21 protein-coding genes are annotated in these 22,650 nt (G+C 36.9%); 18 read left to right on the top strand and 3 right to left on the bottom strand.

The annotated features are described in order from the left end of the window. The 12 genes from H1P_RS16385 to H1P_RS16330 form a co-directional block, all read left to right on the top strand. On the top strand, nucleotides 1-382 hold a 382-nt coding region (locus H1P_RS16385), incomplete at its 5' end, for an Lrp/AsnC family transcriptional regulator (protein WP_144869225.1). 285 nt (nucleotides 383-667) lie between these two features. Further along, nucleotides 668-3,355 carry a phycobilisome rod-core linker polypeptide gene (locus H1P_RS16380; RefSeq protein ID WP_144869222.1) on the top strand — a complete coding sequence of 896 codons (2,688 nt, stop codon included), beginning with the start codon at nucleotides 668-670 and terminating at the stop codon, nucleotides 3,353-3,355. 723 nt (nucleotides 3,356-4,078) lie between these two features. Continuing rightward, nucleotides 4,079-4,564: an allophycocyanin subunit alpha gene (locus H1P_RS16375; RefSeq protein ID WP_144869219.1), complete on the top strand. Its 486-nt coding sequence runs from the start codon at nucleotides 4,079-4,081 to the stop codon at nucleotides 4,562-4,564. A gap of 108 nt (nucleotides 4,565-4,672) precedes the next feature. Further along, nucleotides 4,673-5,158 carry an allophycocyanin subunit beta gene (apcB, locus tag H1P_RS16370; RefSeq protein WP_144869216.1) on the top strand — a complete coding sequence of 162 codons (486 nt, stop codon included), beginning with the start codon at nucleotides 4,673-4,675 and terminating at the stop codon, nucleotides 5,156-5,158. Nucleotides 5,159-5,473: 315 nt separating this feature from the next. Next, nucleotides 5,474-5,677 carry a phycobilisome linker polypeptide gene (locus tag H1P_RS16365; RefSeq protein ID WP_144869212.1) on the top strand — a complete coding sequence of 68 codons (204 nt, stop codon included), beginning with the start codon at nucleotides 5,474-5,476 and terminating at the stop codon, nucleotides 5,675-5,677. 99 nt (nucleotides 5,678-5,776) lie between these two features. Next, nucleotides 5,777-6,937, top strand: coding sequence for an FtsW/RodA/SpoVE family cell cycle protein (locus H1P_RS16360; RefSeq protein ID WP_425461540.1), 1,161 nt, complete (start codon nucleotides 5,777-5,779; stop codon nucleotides 6,935-6,937). A gap of 189 nt (nucleotides 6,938-7,126) precedes the next feature. Further along, nucleotides 7,127-8,128 (top strand): glycosyltransferase family 2 protein, encoded by a 1,002-nt coding sequence (locus H1P_RS16355; protein ID WP_144869209.1) that lies wholly within the window; start codon nucleotides 7,127-7,129, stop codon nucleotides 8,126-8,128. Nucleotides 8,129-8,299: 171 nt separating this feature from the next. Beyond that, a complete protein-coding gene (locus H1P_RS16350) occupies nucleotides 8,300-9,679 on the top strand; it encodes a sensor histidine kinase (protein ID WP_144869206.1) in 1,380 nt (459 codons plus the stop codon). Between the two features lie 93 nt (nucleotides 9,680-9,772). Beyond that, entirely contained in the window at nucleotides 9,773-10,144 is a 372-nt protein-coding gene (locus H1P_RS16345; RefSeq protein ID WP_186375996.1) for a sensor histidine kinase, read from the top strand. Between the two features lie 147 nt (nucleotides 10,145-10,291). Further along, nucleotides 10,292-11,959 carry an ATP-binding protein gene (locus tag H1P_RS16340; RefSeq protein WP_144869201.1) on the top strand — a complete coding sequence of 556 codons (1,668 nt, stop codon included), beginning with the start codon at nucleotides 10,292-10,294 and terminating at the stop codon, nucleotides 11,957-11,959. Nucleotides 11,960-12,260: 301 nt separating this feature from the next. Then, the gene (locus H1P_RS16335; protein WP_144869197.1) at nucleotides 12,261-12,650 is read left to right on the top strand and encodes a response regulator; all 390 of its coding nucleotides are present in this window, start codon (nucleotides 12,261-12,263) and stop codon (nucleotides 12,648-12,650) included. 3 nt (nucleotides 12,651-12,653) lie between these two features. Then, nucleotides 12,654-14,801, top strand: coding sequence for a GGDEF/EAL-containing response regulator (locus H1P_RS16330; RefSeq protein WP_144869194.1), 2,148 nt, complete (start codon nucleotides 12,654-12,656; stop codon nucleotides 14,799-14,801). Nucleotides 14,802-14,889: 88 nt separating this feature from the next. Here H1P_RS16330 and H1P_RS16325 read toward each other — a convergent pair whose 3' ends face one another. Next, nucleotides 14,890-16,005: an alkene reductase gene (locus H1P_RS16325; protein WP_144869191.1), complete on the bottom strand. Its 1,116-nt coding sequence runs from the start codon at nucleotides 16,003-16,005 to the stop codon at nucleotides 14,890-14,892. A gap of 110 nt (nucleotides 16,006-16,115) precedes the next feature. Between H1P_RS16325 and H1P_RS16320 the strand changes: the two genes are divergently transcribed. The 6 genes from H1P_RS16320 to H1P_RS16295 all read left to right on the top strand — a co-directional run bounded on the left by H1P_RS16320 (nucleotide 16,116) and on the right by H1P_RS16295 (nucleotide 21,450). Then, nucleotides 16,116-16,499, top strand: coding sequence for a LysR family transcriptional regulator (locus H1P_RS16320; RefSeq protein ID WP_144869188.1), 384 nt, complete (start codon nucleotides 16,116-16,118; stop codon nucleotides 16,497-16,499). 33 nt (nucleotides 16,500-16,532) lie between these two features. Further along, complete coding sequence (locus H1P_RS16315; protein ID WP_144869185.1) at nucleotides 16,533-17,066, top strand: LysR substrate-binding domain-containing protein; 534 nt, start codon at nucleotides 16,533-16,535, stop codon at nucleotides 17,064-17,066. A 57-nt stretch (nucleotides 17,067-17,123) separates the two neighbouring features. Then, a complete protein-coding gene (locus H1P_RS16310; RefSeq protein WP_144869182.1) occupies nucleotides 17,124-18,020 on the top strand; it encodes an SDR family NAD(P)-dependent oxidoreductase in 897 nt (298 codons plus the stop codon). Nucleotides 18,021-18,208: 188 nt separating this feature from the next. Next, nucleotides 18,209-18,802, top strand: coding sequence for a recombination mediator RecR (gene recR / locus H1P_RS16305; protein ID WP_144869179.1), 594 nt, complete (start codon nucleotides 18,209-18,211; stop codon nucleotides 18,800-18,802). A 185-nt stretch (nucleotides 18,803-18,987) separates the two neighbouring features. Beyond that, complete coding sequence (locus H1P_RS16300; protein WP_144869176.1) at nucleotides 18,988-20,481, top strand: aromatic ring-hydroxylating dioxygenase subunit alpha; 1,494 nt, start codon at nucleotides 18,988-18,990, stop codon at nucleotides 20,479-20,481. A gap of 456 nt (nucleotides 20,482-20,937) precedes the next feature. After that, nucleotides 20,938-21,450, top strand: a complete 513-nt coding sequence (locus H1P_RS16295; protein ID WP_144869173.1) for a GNAT family N-acetyltransferase — start codon at nucleotides 20,938-20,940, stop codon at nucleotides 21,448-21,450. A gap of 29 nt (nucleotides 21,451-21,479) precedes the next feature. Here H1P_RS16295 and H1P_RS39875 read toward each other — a convergent pair whose 3' ends face one another. Continuing rightward, complete coding sequence (locus tag H1P_RS39875) at nucleotides 21,480-21,815, bottom strand: transposase (protein ID WP_425461539.1); 336 nt, start codon at nucleotides 21,813-21,815, stop codon at nucleotides 21,480-21,482. A gap of 410 nt (nucleotides 21,816-22,225) precedes the next feature. Further along, nucleotides 22,226-22,594 (bottom strand): helix-turn-helix domain-containing protein, encoded by a 369-nt coding sequence (locus H1P_RS39870; RefSeq protein WP_425461538.1) that lies wholly within the window; start codon nucleotides 22,592-22,594, stop codon nucleotides 22,226-22,228. Between the last annotated feature and the right edge of the window lie 56 nt (nucleotides 22,595-22,650).

Raw genomic sequence — 22,650 nt, 5'->3', positions numbered from 1 at the left:
TGCTGAGTTGGGTCGTCGAGTAAGTCTTTCACCTCCAGCAGTAGCAGAAAGAGTCAGAAAAATGGAGGAAATAGGCATTATTACAGGTTATCGAGTAGAAATTAATGCCGAAAAAATAGGCTTACCCATAACAGCCTTAATTGCTTTAAATACTACACCTCAGCAATATCCCCAGGTAATCACTTTAATGAATAACTTGGCTGAAATTCAATTTTGTCATCATGTTACAGGGAATAGTTCTTTTATCATTGGAGCTAATGTCTCATCAATTGCCCATCTAGAAAAGCTCATCGAACAACTATCTCAACATGGACAAACAACAACTTCAATTGTGCTTTCGTCCCCGATTAAAAAGTCAATCAAAGAAAATCCTTTCAAATAAATTTAACTTCAACGTTAACCAAATAGTAATTTGAGAATTCTCCCGATTTAGAAAATAGTTAGTAGTTACTGTCGATCCCATAACACATTGGGAAACCCTAAACTCAAAAGCAAAAATTCAATCAAGGTGTTGAGTTTTGTATTTTCGGTCTATATCTACACAAATCACTATACCGTAGGAAGAATAGCCCAAAAAGATACATACTTCTTAATATTAGTGCTAACGAAGCCCGAAAAGTTTTACTCTAAAGGCTGAACTATAAATTAAAAGAATACTTAAAATCAAATGACTGTAACGGCAAGTGGTGGCAGTTCATTAGCCCGTCCTCAACTTTATCAAACGGTAGCGGTTTCAACTATTTTGCAAGCAGAACAGCAAGACCGTTTCCCAGAAAGAGGCGAACTAAACGAATTAACAGCTTATTATAAATCTGGTGCAAAGCGTTTAGAGATAGCTCAGGTTATTACTAACAACTCTGACTTGATAGTATCCCGCGCAGCTAATCGTATATTTACTGGAGGCTCTCCCCTTTCTTATTTGGAAAAACCTCCAGAAGATGAACCAGAAATGGCACTTGTGGGAGCAGCAACAACTGCTTTAGATAAAGTAGCCTATGTAGAAACTAAAAACAGTGGTGGCAATAATGGCATCCTTAACGCACTTAGGGGTTTATTTACCTCTACAGGGCCAATTCCTCCTGGTTTTCGTCCTATCAGCGTTTCCAGATACGGCCCATCCAATATGCAAAAATCACTACGGGATATGTCCTGGTTTTTGCGCTACATCACCTACGCTATCGTAGCTGGCGACCCTAACATATTAGTGGTCAACGTTAGAGGACTCAGAGAAATTATTGAAAATGCTTGCTCTACTGACGCAACTATTGTGGCGTTGCAAGAAATGCGTGCTGCTGCTGGCGATTATTTCAGCAGAGATGAAGAAGCCAAAGGTATTGTTATTCAATACTTTGATATTGTCTTAAGCGAGTTTAAAGCACCTACCCCTTCTGCTAAATTACGTCAGCGTCCTTCTGATGATGCTCAAGGGTTAGAACTTCCTCAAAGTTACTTTAATGCTTCTGAGAGGAGACAAAAATTTGTCATGAAAACTGGGCTTTCTGAATTAGAAAAGCAAGCAGTTATCAAAGCAGCATATAGACAAATTTTTGAAAGAGACATTACTCGTGCTTACAGTCAATCAATTTCTTATCTAGAATCCCAGGTAAGAAATGGCGACATCTCCATGAAAGAGTTTGTCCGTCGCATCTGTAAGTCCCCTCTATATAGAAAGCAATTTTTTGAACCTTTTATTAATAGTAGAGCTTTAGAGCTTGCTTTTCGTCATATTTTGGGTCGCGGTCCTTCATCTCGTGAAGAAGTTCAAGATTATTTTAGTATTGTCTCTAATGGTGGACTTGCTGCATTAGTAGATGCTTTAGTAGATTCTCAAGAGTATGCTGATTACTTTGGAGAAGAAACTGTCCCCTACCTTCGCGGTTTAGGACAAGAAGCCCAAGAATGTCGCAATTGGGGTATGCAGCAAGACCTGTTTAATTACAGTGCGCCTTTCCGCAAAATTCCTCAGTTTATTACAACTTTTGCTCGCTATAGCAATCCCTTACCAGATCAACACGTATACGGCTCAGGTAACGATCCTTTAGAGATTCAATTTGGCGCAATTTTCCCCAAAGAAACTCGCAATCCTAGTACTACACCCGCACCTTTCAACAAAGACACCAAGCGTTTGTTGATTCACCGTGGTCCTGCTACTAATAACCAAAATAGTAATCCTAAAGCACGAGGCGAATTTCCTGGCTCTTTAGGACCTAAAGTATTCCGTCTCAACAACGAGTTACCTGGTGCGAGTAATGGTACAGGAGTTAAATTCTCTGAAGCATCTACTCAAGCATTAATCCGTGCTTGTTACCGTCAAGTATTCGGTAGAGACGTTTATCAAGGTCAAGAATTAAGCGCAGCAGAAACTCGCCTAGAAAATGGTGAAATCACTGTTCGCGAATTTATCCGCATCTTGGCTAAATCGGATAATTTCCGTAATCTGTACTGGACCTCTTTATATGTAGTCAAAGCAGTTGAGTATATTCATCGTCGTCTGTTGGGTCGTCCTACCTACGGTCGTCAAGAAATGAACAAATACTTCGATCTCTGCTCGAAAAAAGGTTTTTATGCCTTAGTAGATGCCTTTATTGACAGTCCTGAATATTCCCAAGCATTTGGCGAAGATACTGTTCCTTACGAGCGTTATTTAACTCCTGGTGGTTTACAACTCAGAAAAGCTCGTCCTGGTTCAATTTCTGAAGATATTGGTGCTAAAGTAGAGAAAAAAGATACTCCTCGTTTTGTTGAGTTGGGTGCAGTTACAGATCAACGTAGTGATAACGACCTTCAACAACGAATCAAGCAAGGGGTAACGATACAACGTCAGCAAAGCAAAGTCTTTAAGCTCACCGATACCATTAATAAGATAGCATTAAAAAATGCGATCGCTGCTGCCTATCGTCAAGTCTTTGAAAGAGATCTCGACCCTTACATTATTCAAACTCAATTTACTTCCTTAGAAAGCAGGTTAGGTAACGGAGAAATTAATGTTAAAGAATTTATTGAAGGTCTAGGCTGTTCAGACCTTTACATCAAAGAATTTTACACTCCTTATCCCAACACTAAAGTAATTGAGCAAGGTACTAAGCATTTCTTGGGACGCGCACCCATGAATCAAAGAGAAATTCAAAAGTATAACCAAATCTTAGCTGGTCAAGGTATTCGTGCTTTTATTGGTGCAATGGTCAACAGCATGGAATACTCTCAAGTTTTTGGCGAAGATACTGTTCCCTATCGTCGTTTCCCGACTTTACCAGCAGCTAACTTCCCCAATACCGAAAAGCTTTATAACAAACTTACTAAACAAAATAACGAAGTAGTTATTCCCAGCTTTGAGCCGACCAAGCTCAATATCTAACAACCGAATTCCCCAGTCAGAGATACACCATTGTGAACAATGGCACAAAATTATCTCTGACAAGCGACCAAGGGCAAGTTTTTCCTAGCATAAGGAACGCTGTGGTGTTTACTCTTTCAAAAAATAGGGTGCGAAGTGTCAAAACATCCCACCTTGTTTTTTGCTGTTTATCTTGATTTCCTGACTTATGAGAAAAATTATTACAATATTTTAAGAATATTCCGAAAAAGTAAACAAAATACAGGAAAATAACTTTATTAAGTTGATTGCTCAGTTTTACTCTAGATTAAAGTTGTAAAGAAGTGTTTAACGACTTTACAATCTATTAACTTTAATAGGGTTTACATAAGGCGATTAATTTTGATAATCTAATCTCTGTGTAAAAGTTTGTTAAGTCAAAGACTTTCTTTGACTGATTGGTTTAACAAGCTGCGATACTATTTTATAGTTGAAATTAAAAATCAAGCTATTGAGCAGGGTGTTTTAATATCCGATGGAGAGCTTTAACTACCTATGATTAGGATAGCCTCTTTAATTTAGGTAAAGACAGTTTTCCTGACGGTAGTAGTTTTAAAATCTTGAGTCTTAAGGCTGAAAAGCACTAAAAACCAGAGTTTTAAGTAACTATTAGAGGTTAGTTGAAATCTTCTGCTTGAGAGTACAACTATCAATAAAACCCACTCATCCATACTTTACTTCATTGTTTTTGGGAGGAATTCATCGATGAGTATTGTCACGAAGTCTATCGTGAATGCTGATGCAGAGGCTCGCTACTTGAGTCCTGGCGAATTAGAAAGAATTAAAGCATTTGTCACTACTGGTGCAAGCCGTTTGCGCATCGCTCAAACTCTCACTGAGTCTCGTGAGCGTATTGTTAAAACAGCAGGCGACCAATTATTCCAAAAGCGTCCTGATGTTGTTTCTCCTGGCGGTAACGCTTATGGTGAAGAAATGACAGCTACTTGCCTACGCGACATGGATTATTATCTACGTCTGATTACTTACGGCGTAGTTTCTGGTGATGTTACTCCTATTGAGGAAATTGGTTTAGTAGGAGTTCGCGAAATGTATAAATCTTTAGGTACTGACATTGGTGCAGTATCTCAAAGTGTTCGCGAAATGAAAGACGTTGCTACTTCCATGATGTCTGCTGAAGACTCTTCTGAAGCTGCTTCTTACTTCGACTATGTTATCGGAGCTATGCAGTAGGACAATTTGGCTGATTCACGTTCGTATCGGTTAAAAATCTCTTCTGAAAATACACTAACTTATCAGTGTTAAAGAATTTAAGACTAGGTAAGATAAGGAAACAAAATTATGCAAGACGCAATCACCGCTGTTATTAATTCCGCCGACGTTCAAGGCAGATACCTAGATGGTACTGCTATGGACAAATTAAAAGGCTACTTTGAAACTGGAGAACTTAGGGTTCGTGCAGCTAGCGTAATCAGTGCTAACGCTGCAAGTATCGTTAAAGAAGCAGTAGCTAAATCTCTACTATATTCTGACGTTACTCGTCCTGGTGGCAATATGTATACGACTCGTCGCTATGCAGCTTGTATCCGCGACCTCGACTACTATCTCCGTTATTCTACTTACGCTATGCTCGCTGGCGATCCTTCTATCCTAGATGAGCGCGTACTCAACGGTTTAAAAGAAACTTATAACTCCTTGGGAGTACCTGTTGCTTCTACTGTTCAAGCTATCCAAGCAATGAAAGAAGTAACTGCTAGCTTAGTCGGCGACGCTGCTGGCAAAGAAATGGGTGTATATTTCGATTACATCTGCTCTGGCTTAAGCTAATTATTCTTGAGCAACCAGTTTGCAACTTTTGGCAAACGAACCTGACGAGCAACCCTGCGATTAAAATCTCAGGAATCTGCAAATCATAACCAGTTCGGGAAGTCTAGAGTGAGTGCTAGTTCTTATGGGCTTAGTCTTTCGAGCGCGAAAGAAGAAAAAAGTTTTGGCGATCTAGTATTGACTTTTGACTCCCGAATTTTGGTGTAAATAGGGTTATCTAGAACGCTGCAATCAGATAGAACCTCTCAAGAAAAAGCTACAGAAAAAACAAAAAAATATTTAATTTAGATTATTAAATTCGGGAGAAATTAAACTATGCGTACATTTAAAGTTACAGCTTGTGTTCCTAGCCAAACCAGAATTCGTACTCAAAGAGAATTACAAAATACCTACTTCACAAAACTTGTTCCTTACGATAATTGGTTTCGTGAGCAACAAAGAATTATGAAAATGGGCGGTAAAATTATCAAAGTAGAACTAGCTACTGGTAAACAAGGTACTAACACTGGCTTGATGTAAGATAGAAATTTAAATTTAAAAAGAAATTAAATTTTGGATGGAGGTCACAATTCGACCTCTTTTTGTTATTTTTGAGAGGATAAAACCCAAAAATAACTTTTGACAGTGCAAAAATATCTCAGATATCTCAGATATGTGATTCCCTTCATCAATCCTGAAGTTCGTCATTGGACATGGGAAGCACGTTTACTAAATTGGCTGACTTTTATTTGGCTTCTGGTTGGTTTAGCTACTCTGATTTCTGCTTCTTACTCCGAAGGTATCATTAACCATCAAAATGGATTTTACACTATAGAAAGGCAAATAGTCGGTGTTGCTATTGGTTTTGCAGGATTTAACTTAATTACGCAAATACCATTACGCAGAACATTTAAATTTGTCCCTGGAATGTTGTTGTTTTGTTTGCTTTTAATATTTGTGACTGTTATGGTCAGTCCCTCAATTAATGGCGCAAAACGCTGGATTCCCATTGGTTCATTTTTGATACAACCTTCTGAGTTGATTAAGCCTTTTTTGGTTGTGCAGTCTGCTTATGTTTTTGCGAATTGGAAGCAGTTAGATTCTAGTATTCGATGGGCTTGGTTAGTAATTTTTGGTTTGGTGCTAGGAGGAATTCTCATTCAGCCTAATTTAAGCACTACGGCTTTATGTGGGATAGGTTTGTGGTTAATTGCTGTCGCAGCAGAGTTACCTTGGGGTTATTTGATATCAGTAAGTCTTGGTGGTGTTTTTTCAGCAGTGTCCAGCATTTATCGTAATCCTTATCAGTTGGAGCGTATTGTTTCTTTTGTTAATCCGTGGCAAGATGCTCAAGGTAATGGTTATCAGTTAGTTCAGAGTTTATTAGCAATAGCCTCTGGGGGAGTTTCTGGCTCAGGTTTAGGTTTATCACAACAAAAACTATTTTATTTACCAATTCGCACTACAGATTTCATTTTCTCGGTTTATGCTGAAGAATTTGGTTTTATTGGTTGTTTATTTCTGTTAATTTTAATCGTGAGCTATGGCACTGTTGCTTTAACAGTGGCACTTAAATGTCAAAATAAAAGACAAAGATTAATCGCTATTGGCGTAATGGTGTTTTTAGTAGGACAATCTTTACTTAATATTGGGGTAGCAACTGGCTCTTTGCCTACTACGGGTTTACCTTTTCCCTTTTTGAGTTATGGTACTAATTCGATTATTGCCAGTTTGTTATTAGCAGCTTTATTAATTAGAGTGGCGAGAGAAAGCTCTCAAGCAAAAATTATTCGATTTTAAGGTTAATTAATATTTGTTACTCAATAATCTCAGGTTTGAAACCATGTCTAATAGTTATCTAGAGATATCTCCATTAGCAGTGACAGCAATCACAGTTCAAACAACTTGGAAAAATATAGCCTTTACGATTTGCAACTAAACACCAAACAGAACTATAACAGAAGTAATTGCTAAACTTCATCGTCTCTCATGGTAAAAGTAAGCGTTTGTATTCCTACTTACAACCGTTCTGATTATTTAAAATACTCTGTTAACAGCGTATTGCAGCAAACCTATCAAGATTTTGAATTAATTGTTTGCGATGATGGCTCGACAGATAACACTTCGGATGTGGTTAATAGTTACGATGATTCCCGTTTGCGTTATGTAAGACACCCGCAAAATATTGGGCGTAGTCGAAATATGCGCTCTGGTTTTGATGCTGCGGAGGGGGAATACTTTATTAAATTTGATGACGATGATGCGATCGCTTCAGAATTTTTAGCTAAAACAGTAGCTATCTTGGATAGTCATGCAGAAGCGGATTTTGTTTGTACCGATCATTGGATTATTAATGCTCAAGGAGAGAGAGAAGAAGCTGCAACTAAAGCTAATTCGGCTAAATGGGGCAAAGATAAGCTAGAACCAGGGATAATTGCTAATTTAATCGAAGAAACTTTTGTTAAGCAGAGTTTACAAGTCGGTTCTACCTTGTTTCGCCGTCAATGTCTAACTGAGGTAGACTATATGCGCCCCCAAGCGGATGGTTGTGAAGATTTTGATTTATTAGTTAGATTGGCAATCGCGGGGTTTCAGAGTTATTTTTTGCCTGAGTTACTCATGGAATATCGTTTTCATGGCGGACAAACTAGCCTTAAGCAAGATATTCATTTTTTGTCTGCTAAAGCGTTTTGTATTGATAGTTATCAGTTTACTCAACCTGAATTACAAGCTTTAAAACAAGAGAAATTAGGAATAGTTAAACAGGGTTTAGGTATGAGGTTAATTGAAAAAGGAGAAAGCGATCGAGGACATAAACTGTTACAAGAATCAGCTAATATTTTAGGTTATTCTCCTAGGGTTTATTTTGGCTTATTGTTGTCTTATTTGCCCTTTAATTTACGCCAACAAGTTTTAAATTTTGCTCGTCAAGCCAAACCACAAGACTATTCAGCACAAGTAAGGGATAAGGAAGTAATAAGTAGCGAGTAGCAAGTTATAAGTTATTAAGTTAGATTCAGTAGAAAACAACGAAGCTCCCAGCCACGAAGCTCCCAGCAGCTAAACAAAAAATCAGCCTTATTGCTAATTTTACGTACTATTTTGGGAAGTATAAATACGACAACGCTCATTAATCACTTTTTACTGAATATTCAAGTTTAAATGCTTAATTTTTATAGTAAACTTCGCCAACATATTGTTGGTCTCCAAAAAACAGTAAGTACGGATGCTCCACACTTATTAACAGACAATATACCTTCTCAAAAATCTGAATTCAAACTAATTAACTATTTTGCTATTTCTAGTTTAGCTTGCTTTCTGATTACAATTGGTTTTTTAGATTACTTCTATCAAAAAAGAGCGATCGCTCTTTTACTATACATGGGAGAGAAACAAAACATTGCTTTATCTCAATCATTAAAGAATTCTTTATGGTCTATTCTTGCTCCTTATTTAGAAAAATCTGAAGGTTTAAGTTCAGAAGAATTAAAACTTTTACCACAAAAAGATGTACTAAATAATGCTATCGCAGAACAAGTTAGAAGCTTAGATATCGTTAAAGTCAAAGTTTATAATTTGCAAGGAAAAACGATTTTTTCTACGGATTATAACCAAATTGGACAAGATAAAAGTAAGTCTTCCAATTTTATTAATGCTGCTAATGAACAAGTAAATACTACAATAGAGCATCGTGATACCTTTCTCGCAATTGGTCACTCAATCGATCATCGTGACTTGTTATCAAGCTATATTCCAATTTATGAAAAAGATTCAGATAGTCAAGTTATTGGGGTCTTTGAACTTTACAGTGATATTACGCTTTTGGCAGAGGCAATTAAAAATACCAGACTACGAATGGTTTTCTTGGTGACCCTAATTCTTGCTTTACTGTATCTAGTTTTATTATTCATTATTTATCAAGCTCAAAACTTAATTAAATCACGAAATTTGGCATTACAAAAATCTCAAGAAAAATATAAGAAACAAGCAGAAGAGTTACAAAAAGCTTTAGAAGAATTAAAACAAACTCAAAGCCAACTGATTCACCAAGAAAAAATGGCTGCGTTAGGGCAATTAGTAGCAGGAATAGCCCATGAAATAAATACTCCTCTAGGAGCAATTCAAGCATCTGCTAGTAATACGAATCAGGCTATTGTTGAATCTTTAGAACAATTACCCCAATTAAATCAATATCTTGATGATTCAGAACAAAAAATATTTTTTGAATTAATTAGTAATGCTATTAATGTTCAATGTTGTATTATTCCTAGTGAAAAAAGAGCCTTAAAACGAAAGCTAATCCAAGAGTTAAAAACATATCAAATTAAAAATCCTCGTAAAATTGCTGATTCACTAATTGATATTGGAATTTCTGAAGAGATATCATCATTTTTGCCTTTACTGCAACATCATCAAGTAGATTGGATTTTAAAAATAATGTATAATTTAACCAGTTTAATTAGTAATAATCGCACTATAAAAACTTCAGTAGAGAGAGCTTCAAAAATAGTTTTTGCTCTTAAAAATTATGCTCGACAATAATCTATAGGGGAAAGAGAGCTAGCAGAAATTATTAATGGGATCGAAATAGTTTTAGAAGTTTTTCATAATCAACTCAAAACAAATATTCAAGTAGTGAGACAATATCAACCTATTCCAAAAATTTGGTGTCATCCTGATGAGCTAATCCAGGTGTGGACAAACCTAATTCAAAATGCTATTCACGCCATGGAACAGAAAGGAACTCTTATTATTACTATAAAACAAGAAGATGATTGGATTAAAGTCCAGATTACTGATTCTGGTTGTGGCATTCCTTCAGAGTTTCAAGATAAAATTTTTGAACCCTTTTTTACTACTAAATCGGCTGGAGAAGGTAGTGGTTTAGGCTTACATATCAGCCAAAAAATTCTCATTAAACATGAAGGAAGATTGGAATTTACCAGTCAATCAGGACAAACTACGGCGACTGTGTGGCTACCTATTCATCAGACAGAGATGAGCTAGATATAAGTTACATAACTTGTTCGCTCTATGTCAATTCGTTATCTAAAACTTGACAGAACACTATTTAATTTTCTTGCCAGTTTTGGAAATTATCTAATTATAAACCTATTTTTAATCTCTATTAGAAACTGCTCTATTAAGTTTTAAATGATTTTTTTTAATAACTGTAAAATCTCAGATAATTTTAATCTGCTCCATAAAAATTACTTACCAGCTTGGTCTAGTTTAATAGGGATGATCGCTATTGCTTGGTTGACAGCAAGTAATATTAATCGTCTCAATCAATGGGCCGATAAAAATAGTGACAATAAAGTTCTTCTCTTAAATTTAAAAGAAAATATTAGTCGATTAAATTCTTTAGAATGGGAAGCTATTAATAAGAAAACAATTGATACAAACTTAGAAGAGGAGTTAGCAGAAAATCAGGAAAGCCTAGACAAAATACTAACTGAACTAAATTATTTTGAAACTCACAAGCAAGACCAAATTGACCATAAAAATTTTGAACATAAAATATTACATCCCATATTTGAACAATACGACACCTACAAAGCAGAAGTTGACGGTGTTTTACAATCAATTGCAGCAGGGCAAAATAATATTGATGTAGATAGTTTTGAACTTGACGAGATCTATGATGAGCTATTTGATGAAATCACAGAAGTAGAAAATATTTATCGCAATAGACAGCAACAAGCTCGTAATAAAGCTGATTTAGGAATTAATTTATCTCTATTGGGAGCAGCGTTGGCTTTAGGAAACTTGTCTTGGTGGTTCAATCGCCAATTACGGCTCAAAAATCGCGATCTTCAAAGAGCGATGGATGAATTAGAGCAAGCTCAAAATCAATTAATTCATCAAGAAAAAATGGCTGCTTTAGGACAATTAGTAGCAGGTGTAGCCCATGAAATTAATACACCATTGGGGGCAATTAAGGCTTCTGCCAGTAATATCAATAAGGCTGTAGCTGAATCTTTAGAACAATTACCCCAATTAAATCAACATCTCAATCCATCAGAGCAAAAATTATTTTTTACCTTAATTAGTGAAGCTGTTCAAAATCAGTTTCCTGGCATCTCTAATGAGAAACGCGCCCTCAAGCGAAAACTAACCAAACAATTAAAAGAATATAAAATCAAAAATCCTCGTAAAATTGCTGATTTACTCATTGATATTGGGATTTATGAAGAAGTATCACCATTTTTACCTTTATTACAACATCCTCAAGTAGATTGGAATTTAAAACTTATATATAATTTAACTCGCCTAGTTAGCAACAATCGTACAACTATTGCATCAGTAGAAAGAGCATCAAAAATAGTTTTTGCCCTTAAAAATTATGCTAGACAAGATTTGATAGGAGAAAGAGAACTAGCAAACGTCACTGATGGGATAGAAACAGTTTTAGATATTTATCACAACCAAATCAAGCACAATATCAAGGTTATTCGAGAGTATCAATCGATCCCGCAAATCTGGTGTTATCCAGATGAATTAATCCAGGTGTGGACAAATCTGATTCATAATGCTATTCAGGCTATGGAACACCAAGGAACTCTTACTCTTGCCACAGAACAAGACAATAATCTGATTAAAGTCCAAATTACCGATTCTGGTTGTGGTATCCCTCTCGAACTTCAAGGTAAAGTTTTTGAACCTTTTTTTACTACTAAATCGGCTGGAGAAGGTAGTGGTTTAGGCTTACATATCAGCCAAAAAATCCTCATTAAACATGAAGGAGGCTTGGAATTTACCAGTCAACCAGGACAAACTACGGCGACAGTGTGGCTACCTATCAACTTGTCAAGCAGATAGTTGACTCTTGAAAGCTGAGGGAGAGACTGAGATAAAGTTTGATAGTTTATTTTATAGTTAACTAATATGCAGTTTAAATGCATATCAGCTTAATAAAGAAGATTTAGTAAGGCTTAGTAAGGCTTGTATTTCTTGGACTGCTAAGTTAATTTTATAGCTGTTTGTGGGAACTATCTAATTATGTATCTCTTTTGATTTGTTGAAGAAACTGCCTTACTTAGTCTCAAATGACTTCCCTATAGCTTCCAATTAATGATAATTTCAGTAAACCTGTAGATAATTAACCCATAAACAAACTATTATGTCTGAATTAGCAATTCTTTGTGTGGATGATGAAGTAGTAATTTTAGATAGCCTCAAAGAGCAGTTAAAACGTTGTTTTGGCGACCAATACATCTATGAAGTAGCTGAAAGTGCTGATGAAGCTTGGGAGGTAATTGAAGAGTTACAAGAAGACGAAATTAATATTATCGTAATTGTTTCTGATTGGCTAATGCCAGGAACAAAAGGAGATGAGTTTTTAATTCAAGTTCATCAAAAATTTCCTCAGTTAATCAAGATTATGTTAACTGGACAAGCAGATGAAACAGCGATTCAAAATGCCGTAGAACAAGCTAATCTTCATGCTTGCTTACACAAACCCTGGACAGAAGAACAACTATCTCAAATTATTACTTCAGCACTAAAATAAAGAATGAGCGAAAAAGCAATCGTCTGTGTAGATGATGATGAAATTATTTTAAATAGTTTAGGAGAGCAGCTAAAAAGAGCTTTTGGCGATGAATACACTATTGAGCTAGCTAGTAGTGGTGCAGAAGCCATGGAATTATTTGCTGAATTAGTAGCCGAAGAAGTTGAAATTCCTTTGATTATCTCCGATCAAAATATGGCAGCAATTTCAGGAGATAAACTATTAATACAACTTCATGATTTGTATCCTGAAACCTTAAAAATTCTCCTCACAGGGGAATCCAATGCAGAAGTAATTAGAAATCTCGTTAATGTCTCTGCTTTATATCGTTATATTGCTAAGCCTTGGGATGAAACAGACCTAATTTTAACGGTTACAGAAGCCTTACGTTGCTACGAACAAGGCGCACGGTTAAATATTCAAAATCAATTACTACTAGAGGCTAATCAAAAATTAGGGGAATCCCTTGCTTTATTGGTCGCTACCTTAGAAGCCACTGCTGATGGTATTCTAGTTGTTAATAATCAAGGTCAAGTAATTCGTTGTAACCAGAAATTTCTTCATCTGTGGGGTATTGCTAACTACGCTTCAGCTAGACAAAATCAAGATCGAATTATCGATTTAGCCCTTCAGCAGATAAAAACTCCTTATACTTGCAATTTAGATAGCAAAGAAACTGTCTTCAATTACAACAACTATTCCCTTCTGGAATTAAAAAATGGTAAAGTTATCGAATGTTATTCTCAAACTCAACAACTCCAAGATTTAAGTACCACTATAGTATGGAGTTTTCGTGACGTTACTGAAAGGCAAAAAGCCGAACAAACTATTAAATATCAAGCATTTCACGATACTCTAACAGGTTTAGCCAATCGTAGTTTATTTAACTGCAAACTAGCTTCAGCTTTACAGAAAAGTCACCAATCTCAGAACAAACTAGCCGTTTTATTTTTTGATTTAGACCGTTTTAAGACCATTAATGATACACTAGGTCATGCTATTGGCGATCGCTTACTCCAAGCAGTAGTCGAAAGACTTTTAAGCTGCATTCGAGATGGTGATACGATTTCTCGTTGGGGAGGAGACGAATTTACCCTACTATTACCCCATATTCATGCTTTAGAAGATGCAACCGCAATCGCAGCAAGAATTTTACAAGCTTTACAACCCCCTTTTGATATCGAAAGTCATCGTCTTCATGTCACCAGTAGTATGGGTATTGCTATTTATCCCGATCATGGAACAGATTCCGATACATTACTCAAAAATGCCGACGCAGCCTTATACAAAGCCAAAGATCGAGGAAGAAATAATTATCAATACTACAATCAAACCATCAACTCTCAAGGCAAACAACTTCTTCAACTGGAAAATAGATTACGTTACGCTTTAAACAATCAAGAATTTATCCTTTATTATCAGCCTATAGTAGATATTACTACAGGTAAAATTGCCAAGATGGAAGCTCTTTTACGTTGGCAACATCCCAAGTTAGGCTTAATCACTCCAAATATTTTTATTCCCCTAGCAGAAGAAAACGGTTTAATTGTTCCTATTGGTGAATGGGTATTAGAAAAAGCCTGTCTACAAAATAAATATTGGCAAAAAATTGGACTGTCTCCTCTGACAATTGCGGTTAATCTTTCTCCACGACAATTTCAAGAATCCGATTTAGTAGATAAGGTGATCGAGATTCTGCAAAAAACTGGTTTACAAACTTCCTACTTAGAACTAGAAATTACGGAAACTGTAACCATTCAAAATGGCGACATAGCGAAAAATATTTTAACTAAATTTAAAGAAATGGAAATTTCTCTAGCAATGGATGATTTTGGAACAGGATATTCTTCCTTAAGTTATCTTAGGCAGTTTCCTTTCAATACTTTAAAGGTCGATCGCTCTTTTATTAAAAATATACTTGAGGCTCCTGAAGATCGGGCAATTATTAAAGCTATTATTAGCTTGGGTCAAGGCTTAGGAATTTCTGTAGTCGCAGAAGGAATTGAAACAGTAGAATCTAAAAACTTTTTACATAGTTTAGGCTGTCGATATATGCAAGGTTACTATTTTAGTCGTCCTGTAGCTGCCAAAGATGCCACTCAGTTATTGCAAAATCAAGACTTAATAGTTACGAATATCAAGTCAGTTTGATACAATATTTTTTGAGGCTAGATGAGATTATATTCTTGTTGTGAGTTGAAATACCGAGATGATGATATTTCATGATAAATGATGATAATTAACTGGCTTTTTCTTGACAGTCAGGATAATCAGTATAACCTTCTGCATCACCACCAAACAGAGTCGCTCTTTCTTTCATTTCATTAAGTTCTAAGTCATGTTGTAAACGGTAGGGAAGATCGGGATTGGCGAGAAACCATCTACCATAAGCCACCAAATCAGCTAAATCTGCATCGATAATTGCCTCTCCTTTGGCTGCTGTGTAATTTCCTGCAACAATAATTGCACCGCTAAAAGAATCCCTGAGATCGCGACGAAAACTTTCTGGTATAACAGGTGCATCATCCCAATCTGCTTCTACCAGATGAATATAGGCAATTCCCATTCGATCTAATTTTCTGGCAGCATAAAGAATAGCATCTATTGCTTCAGGATCGTTCATCCCACGCTGAGTAATATAAGGTGCAAGTCGAATTCCAGTCCTTTCTTTACCTACTTCAGCCACAACTGTTTCGACTACTTCTTCGAGAAAACGAACGCGATTAGGAATATCTCCGCCATAGATATCAGTACGTTTGTTGGAAGTACGTCTCAAAAACTGGTCGATAAGATAGCCATTCGCACCATGTATCTCTACTCCATCAAATCCAGCAGCAATCGCATTAGCAGCACCTTGTCTAAAATCATTGATAATTGCTTTAATTTCATTAATGGCAAGTTCTCTTGGAGTAGGACAATCAAGCATTTGACCAGCACTGTTACCATCGGCTATCCAAACTCTAGCATCGGGCTGAATAGCACTAGGGGCTACTGGTTGACCATTAGCATGAAATGACTCATGAGACATTCGACCAACGTGCCACAATTGTAAAAAGATACGTCCCCCTGCCTGATGTACTGCCTTGGTAACTTTACGCCAACCGTCAATATGTTTTGGGGTATGAATTCCTGGAGTAAAAGAATAACCTTTTCCTTGCTGAGATATTTGGGTTGCTTCAGTAATAATTAACCCTGCACTGGCTCTTTGGGCATAATATTTTGCCATTAAATCAGTAGGAATATCTCCTGGCTGTGCGGTACGAGATCGTGTCATTGGAGCCATAATCACACGATGAGGCAAGTGCAAATTCCCTAGTTGAAAAGTATTAAAGAGGTTAACTGGTTTTTGATTCATGGCTCATGTTTTTTTTAATTTAGTTTATGTTTTGATTATCTATTCTTATTTATGCAATTACAATAGGTAATCATGCAAACTATTTTTGCAAAAATGCTAATAAGATATTCATGGAATGGGATAATTTACGTTATATATTAGCGATCGCTCGTAGTCAAAGCATCGCGGGTGCATCTCGTCAATTAAAAGTTCATCATTCTACTGTATTTCGTCGTTTGAATGCACTAGAAGAAGGGTTAGGCGTTCGACTTTTTGAGAGAGTTTCCACTGGCTATGTTTTGACTGTTGCAGGGGAAGAAATGTATCAAACAGCGACGGAAATTGAGGCAAAAATAATAGCTCTCAATCGGCATATTATAGGACAGGATCGTAAACCAAAAGGATTAATTAGGGTAACAACTACAGGTAGTTTGTTTTATAGTCTGCTAACTCCTTGTTTTGCAGCTTTTCAACGAGAGTATCCTGAAATTGAGCGTGGGCTATGCGGAATTTAGTTCCGCATATAGAACCACGCTGTTGAGCTAGAAATACTCGAATCAGATCGAGCTTACAATCTCACCAAACGAGATGCAGATATTGCCATTCGCACTACTAATAATCCTCCAGAACATTTAGTAGGAAGAAAAATTGCTCAAGCAGCGATCTCCATTTATGGCTCTTATAATTATTTGGCAGCTAATTCTCAGATTAATAATTTAGCCGATCATAGTTGGATTGGAGCAGAAGATAGTCTAGCTCAGGCTTTGTATAGCAATAAGTTACAGTATAAATTTCCTGGCGTGAAATTTCATTATCGAGTCAATACTCTAGTCGGAATATTAACAGCATTAAATAATGATATGGGAGTCGGAACATTATTTTGTTTCATGGGAGACACTGAACTCAATTTGCAAAGGGTACATCCTCCAATTACTGAATTAGCAAAAGACTTGTGGTTACTAACTCATCCAGATTTACGTCAAGTCGCTAGAATCAAAATTTTTATTGATTTTATTGCCAATAACTTAAAGCCCAAAACAGATTTAATAGAAGGTAAAGTTTGTCGTGATAAACTGCTCTAACAGCATAATGCGATCGCTCATGTAGCTCTCTTTTTATTCTCAACCTACTAGATTGAAGTGTTTAACTCATATTCTATTTCAGGAAAAGTTATTTTAATTACTGGTGCATCTACTGGCATCGGTGCATCACTAGCGGAAACTTTAGCTAAACAATATCCCGATATTAAATTAGTTTTAGCTGCTCGAAATCAAACTAAATTAGAAACAGTTGCTAATAACTGTCGTCAGCAGGGTACAGAAGTTTTAGTTGTCCCGACAGATCTGACAGAACCCAGCCAAGTAAAAGCCTTAGCAGAGCAAGCCCTCAACCATTTTGGCACAGTAGATATTCTAGTTAACAATGCTGGATATGGGCAAATGGGCCCAATCGAATTAATTCCCACTGAAGCAGTCCAAAGGCAATTTGCAGTTAACTTCCACGGTGCATTAACTTTAACCCAGGCGTTAATTCCTGTAATGCGAAACCAAGGATCGGGCAGAATAGTCAATGTAAGCTCTTTAGGCGGACGTATTCCTTTTCCCGTAGCGGGGATGTATAGCTGCTCTAAATTTGCTCTAGAAGCCCTCAGTGATGTACTCAGGATGGAATTGAAAACTTTTAATATTAAAGTAATTGTAATTGAGCCAGGCCCAGTAGTTACAGACTTTTTTCGCGTCGCTTGGTCAGAAGTGCAAAAGACTATTCCTCACCATGCAGAAACTCCCTATGCACCAGTTTTTAAGAATATTGAAGCGATTGATAGCCAATTGGAGCTATTAGGTTGGAGTGCCGAAAAAACTGCTCGGAAAACGATTCAGGCGATCGCAAAAAACAATCCTCGTCCCCGCTATATCCTAGCCACAGGAGGCAATATGTTGGTTTTCTTGATGACCAAAGTATTACCTACCAGTCTCAGAGATACCTTTTGGAAGCGTTTTTATGGAGTCCATAAAATACAGAAGGATGAGGGATGAAGGATGAGAGAGACAAATAGAGTTTTAGACAAATAGAGTTTTATGTAAGCAACGAGCAACGAGCAACAAGCAACAAGCAACAAGCAACGAGCAACGAGCAACGAGCAACAAGCAACGAGCAACAAGCCACTAACCATTAACCACTTTTTGATAAACTAAAAAAGTACTAATTTACCAATAAACTCACTATTTATACTCCTCCTTTAGCTCGTTTAGTAGAACAACTGCAACTATTACCAGGAGTTGGCCCCAAAACAGCCCAGAGGCTAGCTCTACATTTAATCAAGCGTCCAGAAAAAGAAGTTCAAGCTTTAGCTCAAGCTCTTATTGATGCCAAAAAACAAGTAGGTTTGTGTCGAGTATGTTTTCATTTGTCTGCTGAACCAGTATGCTCTATTTGTAGTAACCAAAATCGCGATCGCTCTATAATTTGTGTAGTAGCAGATTCCAGAGATGTGATTGCTCTAGAAAAAACCAGAGAATTTCGCGGTTTGTACCACGTTTTAGGCGGTGTAATTTCCCCGATGGATGGCATTGGCCCAGAGCAACTCAACATTGAAAGCTTAGTTAAAAGAGTTACTCAGCAACAAGTAACAGAAATTATTCTCGCAATTAATCCTAGTGTGGAGGGAGAAACCACAACTCTATACATTGGTCAGTTACTTAAACCTTTTACTAGAGTAACCAGAATTGCCTTTGGTTTACCGATGGGGGGTGATTTAGAATACGCTGATGAAGTTACTCTCGCCAGAGCTTTAGAAGGTAGAAGAGAATTGGATTGATTCAGAAAACCTTCTATAGTGGTCTCAGAAAATATTCAGGCTATAGGCGATCGCTCCATTTTTTTGGTTTTCTGATTTTTGTCGAACTGACGTTGATTAGAAAATAACCAAATGAAATATTTGAAAAATAAATAGGTCACAAGATACAATTTAAATTAACTTATTTAATTAGATCGTTGACAAATATGGCTCTTGATACCAATATCCGAGACAATATAGATAATCAAACTGCGCAATTTTTAAAGGAAGCAGAATCAACTTTTCAATGGACTAAGCAATGGTATCCAGTAGCTGTAGCCGAATTTCTCGATTCTTCTCGTCCCCACTCTATACAGTTATTGGGCAAAGATTTAGTGTTATGGCAAGATAATTCTGGTCAATGGCATTGTTTTGAAGATTCTTGTCCCCATAGATTAGCTCCCCTTTCAGAAGGACGTATAGAATCAGATGGAACGCTATTATGCGCTTATCATGCTTGGCGTTTTGATGGTGATGGCAACTGTGTTAGTATTCCTCAATCTCAAGACAAAGAAACCGAGTCGAGAAACTGCGCTAACGAAAAATCCTGCGCTGTGGTTTATCCCACTCAAGAACTTCAGGGTTTAATTTGGGTATGGGCTGAATCTGGTGCTGAAGCACAAGTTGAAAGTCAATTAAGACCCCCACGCACTGTTCCCGAACTCGACAACCAGGACAAAAAAATTATAAAAGCATTTTGGAATGTAAGAGATTTACCCTATGGTTGGGATTTCTTCATGGAAAATGTCGCCGATCCCGCCCATGTGTCAGTTTCCCATCATGGCATTATGGGAAGTCGTTATGAAGATGCTAAATATTACGATATGCCTCGTCTGAGAGAAATCTCTACTCAAGAAGGCTTTGCATTTGGAGTTACACCCACTGCATCTAATATCGAACAAGCATTCAATGATTTTCAACCTCCCTGTCACATGAGGATTGCCACCAACTATAAAGATGGGGGTAAACTAATCTTGGTTTTGTATGCTATTCCCACGCGCCCTGGTTGGTGTCGTCATATCGGGAGACAGATTTTAATTAAAAGTGATGCTGGTAAAACACCCCCAGGTTTGGGATTTTTCGCCCTACCGATGCCAAAATGGTTGGGTCATATCTTGGCTTCTTTGTTTTTGCATCAAGATTTAGTATTTTTGCACCATCAAGAAAAGATAGTAGCCAAACGAGGTCAAGGTAAATGGTTAGAGAAGGTTTATACTCCCAATCCTCAAGATAAGGCAGTTATTGCTTTTCGTCAGTGGTTGGCAAAAAGAGCGGGAGGTGGTGTCCCTTGGGATGCAGACTGTAATCATCAACTTCTCAATACAGAATTAGAGAAAGAAAAATTGTTTGATGTTTGGACAACTCATACCCAGCATTGTCAGGTTTGCCAAGATGCTCTAAAAAATATCAATCGTCTTACTGTATTAAGTTATCTTGGAGCGATCGCCTGTCTGTTTTTGGCTCTATTTTTAGATGGACGTTATGTTGCGATGCAAGCCGTTACAGAACCAGCAAATGTCTCAATTTGGCATACTTTACCGCCTTTAGGATTTGGATTAGCGATCATAGGTGCTATAATTCTGGCAACAGCAGGATATTTATTAAAAAAACTGAGTCGGCTATTCTATGTTTACAAGTTTAGTCACGCTGACAACGATTAAACACCACATTCTAAGTAAATAGAATAGGCATAAAAAATCTAAAACGAATGTCGCTAAGGATCGTGAATTAAATAACTTATAGATTAGGTAGGGTGTTGTTAGCGTAAGCGTAACGCACCTATGTTTTTATTTTTGATTTTATTAAATTCTCATTCCTAAGTTAAGCTAAAAACATTACCTCAAGCAGTTGGCATTTTATCTCAAAGAATTTGATGAGATTTTGGTAAAGCTTGGATAAGTTAGGTTTTGGGCGATATTTTCTATCTCTAGGTTCTACTATTTTAAATATAGATTTGCTAAGTGAAGTGAAGATAGTATTAATGATTAGCAATCATGATGAAGTTTATTAACTGATATTTATGAGTAAATGGTGAACTTTATCTTGCTGATTTGGATGCATAAGCTATAAGTAAATCAATTGGATCGAGAATCGTAACGATAAAATTGTAAATCTCCATGCCACTTCGCGTATTTATTAGAGAACCAACTAGAGAAGATTGTCAAGAATTACTGTCTCTTCGTCAAAGAAGCAAGGAATTTCATTTTCCTTGGGGTTTTCCTTCAGTTAATAAGCAGGATTGCGAAAACTACATTAATCGTTGCCAAAACGAGAATTTTCAAGGGTTACTAATTTGTCATTTCAGTAACAATGAAATTATTGGAGTTGCAAATTTAAGTCAAATTTTTTATGGAGCGTTTCAAAATGCTTATCTTAGTTATTACATTGATGTAAACTTTGCAGGTCAGGGATTGATGTCAGAGGGCATACGTCTAGCGATTAATTACGCTTTTTATACCCTTGGTTTACACAGAGTTGAAGCTAATATTCAGCCTGAAAACAAGAAATCAATTAATTTGGTCAAGAGACTGGGCTTTACGAAGGAGGGTTTTTCTCGAAGATACCTCAAAATTAATGAAGAATGGCGTGACCATGAACGTTGGGCATTAACAGTTGAAGATTGGGTTTAGTGTATTTCACCAAACTTCTTATTAAGTAGCTAGGCAGAATTAAATATAAAACGTTCCAAGTGATAATCACCTTGTTCACTTCGCCGATTCATTCCCTGAATAATTGTCATGGCTAAATCGTATTCATTATCAAAGATACGCCCAGCAATTTCCTGAGTTTTGAGTTGATGCCACTGTGTTTCAATCTCATTCAATTCTGGACAATAAGGAGGAAGAAAAAACAATAACAATCCTTGTTCTGACCAACTTTGCCAACAAGCACGAACTTCCTGACTTTTATGTATAGGACTGTTATCTTGAACAACAACAGTTAATTTTCCTGTCTGCTTCAATAGAGAAGCAGCTTTTTGGGCGCTCGAGTTCATTACTTTAATATAGCTGTGACTTTTAAACCCCCTTTGAGCCAGACCATATTCAAAACTTTTCTCTTCTTGCCATAGACCTAAAATACTGATTCAAGGGACCATATCGTTTTGGACTTTGTTCGAGACACTTCTGCTCCCCAATTAGACTATAACTATAGCTAACTGGACTCCATAGACAAAACCCTGCCTCATCTAGATATTTCAAGTCGATGTATCCTTCCTTAGCTGCGATTTTCAGCAGCTCTAAGTCCGCCTTCTTAACTTCTTTGAACTGTTGATTTTGTTGTTTTCTATTGCTCTGTCTGGTTCTTTTCCAACGAGCTCTTTTGTCTTGGTGCGCATTCCCTTGCGTCTTACGCCGACGCGGGGTCGCACCGCTTTTTTAAGATTCTTCTTAAGCGATCGCTACTTCAATCTACTGCTCTCTCTTGTTTTAGTTTTCGGGCGAGTTGAGTGCTGTTATAAGTTCGTTGCTCCTGATTTAAGCAATTTTCTATGTATTCAATATCTTCGTCTTTCCACTTGGCTTTTGCTCCTCTTCCACGTTCTTCCCATAATCCTACTAACCCTTTAGCTTCCCAACGTCTAATTGTTGCTCTAACTGTGTGTGAGTGACAATTGAATATTTTGGCAATTTCTGGCACCTTTTTACCCTGAGCATTTAATTTGAGCATATGTGCGCGATCTCTCGTCCGATATGGAACTGAAATTGCCTTTCGTAATTCGGCTAGGGTCTCTTCTTCTTCAGGATTTAGTTGGATACGTAGTGGTGCTGGCATTCTTACTTCATTGACTGTCCTTTCTATCTTATATTTAATTTCACCCACCTACTTAT

Source organism: Hyella patelloides LEGE 07179 (genome assembly GCF_900659865.1).
GTDB lineage: Bacteria > Cyanobacteriota > Cyanobacteriia > Cyanobacteriales > Xenococcaceae > Hyella > Hyella patelloides.
Note: the sequence above shows the minus strand (reverse complement) of the source record. Positions and strands in the feature narration are given on the sequence as shown.

Coding starts and splice junctions, on each gene's coding strand:
- H1P_RS16380 (WP_144869222.1), top strand. CDS start 668: ATGACTGTAACGGCAAGTGGTGGCAGTTCATTAGCCCGTCCTCAACTT.
- H1P_RS16375 (WP_144869219.1), top strand. CDS start 4,079: ATGAGTATTGTCACGAAGTCTATCGTGAATGCTGATGCAGAGGCTCGC.
- apcB (WP_144869216.1), top strand. CDS start 4,673: ATGCAAGACGCAATCACCGCTGTTATTAATTCCGCCGACGTTCAAGGC.
- H1P_RS16365 (WP_144869212.1), top strand. CDS start 5,474: ATGCGTACATTTAAAGTTACAGCTTGTGTTCCTAGCCAAACCAGAATT.
- H1P_RS16355 (WP_144869209.1), top strand. CDS start 7,127: ATGGTAAAAGTAAGCGTTTGTATTCCTACTTACAACCGTTCTGATTAT.
- H1P_RS16350 (WP_144869206.1), top strand. CDS start 8,300: ATGCTTAATTTTTATAGTAAACTTCGCCAACATATTGTTGGTCTCCAA.
- H1P_RS16340 (WP_144869201.1), top strand. CDS start 10,292: ATGATTTTTTTTAATAACTGTAAAATCTCAGATAATTTTAATCTGCTC.
- H1P_RS16335 (WP_144869197.1), top strand. CDS start 12,261: ATGTCTGAATTAGCAATTCTTTGTGTGGATGATGAAGTAGTAATTTTA.
- H1P_RS16330 (WP_144869194.1), top strand. CDS start 12,654: ATGAGCGAAAAAGCAATCGTCTGTGTAGATGATGATGAAATTATTTTA.
- H1P_RS16325 (WP_144869191.1), bottom strand. CDS start 16,005: ATGAATCAAAAACCAGTTAACCTCTTTAATACTTTTCAACTAGGGAAT.
- H1P_RS16320 (WP_144869188.1), top strand. CDS start 16,116: ATGGAATGGGATAATTTACGTTATATATTAGCGATCGCTCGTAGTCAA.
- H1P_RS16300 (WP_144869176.1), top strand. CDS start 18,988: ATGGCTCTTGATACCAATATCCGAGACAATATAGATAATCAAACTGCG.
- H1P_RS16295 (WP_144869173.1), top strand. CDS start 20,938: ATGCCACTTCGCGTATTTATTAGAGAACCAACTAGAGAAGATTGTCAA.
- H1P_RS39875 (WP_425461539.1), bottom strand. CDS start 21,815: ATGAACTCGAGCGCCCAAAAAGCTGCTTCTCTATTGAAGCAGACAGGA.
- H1P_RS39870 (WP_425461538.1), bottom strand. CDS start 22,594: ATGCCAGCACCACTACGTATCCAACTAAATCCTGAAGAAGAAGAGACC.